The sequence below is a fragment of the Pseudomonas tehranensis genome (assembly GCF_014268615.1).
In the GTDB taxonomy this organism is placed as follows: domain Bacteria; phylum Pseudomonadota; class Gammaproteobacteria; order Pseudomonadales; family Pseudomonadaceae; genus Aquipseudomonas; species Aquipseudomonas tehranensis.
In genome coordinates this window covers 1-2,418 of record NZ_JABWQV010000417.1, presented here as the reverse complement: position 1 = coordinate 2,418, position 2,418 = coordinate 1, and the positions used below count along the sequence as shown (strand labels likewise).

Below are 2,418 nucleotides of genomic sequence, written 5' to 3'. Positions count from 1 at the left end.
TAGGAGCTGGCGAAGCCTGCGATCTTTTGACTACAACCCACCCGTAGCCTGAAACCCCACGCCCAACGCCGTCAGCAATGACAACGGCAGCAACAGGGTGTCGAGCAACGCACTGCCGGGCAGGTCCAGGCCTGGGTAGCTCGGGGCCTCGGCGCCGAAGCGGTCCATGGCGCAGCAGCCGCCATTGAGCGCATAGAGGTCCAGGCGCGTCCCGGCATACACCACCGGCGCGCCGGGTTTGGCGGCGTCCAGGGTGCGGGCGGTGGCGCAGCCGGTCAGTTGCAGCGCCAGCAATACCATCAGCAGCTTATTCATCAAGGCTCAAATGGTGCTCGCCCCAGCGCGGCAACATGTCCTGGGGGATGTTCAGCAGATTGAGAATCCGCGCGACCACAAAATCGATCAGGTCATCGATGGTTTGCGGCTGGTGATAGAAACCCGGTGAGGCCGGCAGAATCGTCACGCCCATGTTCGACAGCTTGAGCATGTGCTCCAGATGAATGCTCGAATACGGCGTCTCACGCGGCACCAGGATCAACTGGCGGCGCTCCTTGAGCGTCACGTCGGCGGCGCGTTCGATCAGATTGTTGCAGGCCCCGGTGGCAATCGCCGAGAGCGTGCCGGTGGAGCACGGCACGACTACCATCGCCGCAGGCGCTCCGGAGCCCGAGGCCACCGGCGACATCCAGTCTTCCTTGCCATACACACGAATCTGCCCCGCCGCCGCACCGGTGTATTCGGTGAGGAAGGCCTGCATCATCTGGGTCTTGGCCGGCAGGGTGACATCGGTCTCGGTGGCCATCACCAATTGCGCCGCCTTGGAGATGAGGAAATGCACCTCGCGGTCCTCCCGCACCAGGCAATCGAGCAGGCGCAAGCCGTACTGGGCGCCGGAAGCGCCGGTCATCGCCAGCGTGATGCGTTCGGGGCCATTGCTCTCCAGGCGCGTGTTCATTGCAGTGCCTCAGCCAGTTTGCCGTGCAGGCCGCCGAAGCCGCCGTTGCTCATGATCACCACATGAGTACCGGGCTGGGCCTGGCTCTTCACGCGCTCAATGATGCCTTCCAGGGAATCGCTGACAATCGACGGCACCGTGCACAGCGCGGCGGTGGCGCCCAAGTCCCAGCCCAGATTGGCCGGCGCGTACCAGATCACCTGATCGGCATCCACCACGCTTTCCGGCAGGCCGTCGCGGTGGGCGCCGAGCTTCATGGAGTTGGAACGCGGCTCGATGATCGCGATCAGCGGCGCATCACCGATGCGTTTGCGCAAACCGTCGAGGGTGGTGGCGATGGCCGTCGGGTGGTGGGCGAAGTCGTCGTAGATAGTGATGCCGCGCACTTCAGCGACCTTCTCCATCCGCCGCTTCACGCTTTTGAACGCACTCAACGCGGCGATGCCCATGGACGGCACCACGCCGACATGACGGGCCGCCGCGAGAGTCGCCAGCGCGTTGGCGACGTTGTGCTGGCCGGTCATGTCCCAATCGACCACACCTTGGGCCACGCCTTCGAACAGGACTTCGAACTGCGAGCCGTCGTCCTTGAGCAACTTCACTTGCCACTGCCCGCCGGCGCCGGTGGTTTGCACCGGGGTCCAGCAGCCCATCTCGATCACCCGCTGCAAGGCAGGCTCGGTGGTCGGATGGATCACCAGGCCTTCACTCGGAATGGTGCGCACCAGATGGTGGAATTGCCGCTCGATGGCCGGCAGATCGGGGAAGATGTCGGCGTGATCGAATTCAAGGTTGTTGAGGATCGCGGTACGTGGACGGTAGTGGACAAACTTCGAACGTTTGTCGAAGAACGCGCTGTCGTATTCGTCGGCCTCGATCACGAAAAACGGTGTGCCGCCCAGGCGTGCCGACACCGAGAAGTTCTGCGGCACGCCGCCGATCAAGAAGCCCGGGCTCATGCCCGCGTGCTCCAGCACCCAGGCGAGCATGCTGCTGGTGGTGGTCTTGCCATGGGTGCCGGCCACGGCCAGGACCCAACGGCCCTGCAACACATGATCGGCCAGCCATTGCGGGCCAGAGACGTACGGCAGGCCTTTGTTGAGCACGTATTCAACCGCCGGATTGCCACGGGACATGGCGTTGCCGATGACCACCAGGTCCGGCGCCGGGTCCAGTTGCGCCGGGTCGTAGCCTTGGGTCAATTCAATGCCCTGGGCCTCCAGCTGCGTGCTCATCGGCGGGTAGACGTTGGCGTCGGAACCGGTCACGTGATGGCCCAGCTCCTTGGCCAATACGGCCATCGAACCCATGAAAGTGCCGCAAATACCGAGAATATGGATGTGCATAGTCGACCTCGTAAAACATGGCCGCAGGTTAGCCTAGGGAGGGGGAAATCGCACCTTGTGTTTAAGCCCCGGTGCACAGACGGGCGTCTGTGGGAGCAAGGCTTGCCCGCGATAGTG

General features: G+C 63.6%; 3 protein-coding genes. All 3 read right to left on the bottom strand.

Annotated elements, in window-relative coordinates; translation table 11 throughout:
- Positions 1 to 30: 30 nt before the first annotated feature.
- From HU811_RS26640 to mpl, 3 genes are read right to left on the bottom strand one after another with little or no spacing between them, the layout of a single operon-like run.
- Entirely contained in the window at positions 31 to 315 is a 285-nt protein-coding gene (locus tag HU811_RS26640; protein ID WP_092394633.1) for a YceK/YidQ family lipoprotein, read from the bottom strand.
- Positions 308 to 955 carry a flavin prenyltransferase UbiX gene (ubiX, locus tag HU811_RS26635; RefSeq protein ID WP_092394636.1) on the bottom strand — a complete coding sequence of 216 codons (648 nt, stop codon included), beginning with the start codon at positions 953 to 955 and terminating at the stop codon, positions 308 to 310. The genes HU811_RS26640 and ubiX overlap by 8 nt, the downstream gene beginning before the upstream one ends.
- The gene (gene mpl / locus HU811_RS26630) at positions 952 to 2,301 is read right to left on the bottom strand and encodes a UDP-N-acetylmuramate:L-alanyl-gamma-D-glutamyl-meso-diaminopimelate ligase (RefSeq protein WP_092459455.1); all 1,350 of its coding nucleotides are present in this window, start codon (positions 2,299 to 2,301) and stop codon (positions 952 to 954) included. The genes ubiX and mpl overlap by 4 nt, the downstream gene beginning before the upstream one ends.
- Positions 2,302 to 2,418: the final 117 nt, after the last annotated feature.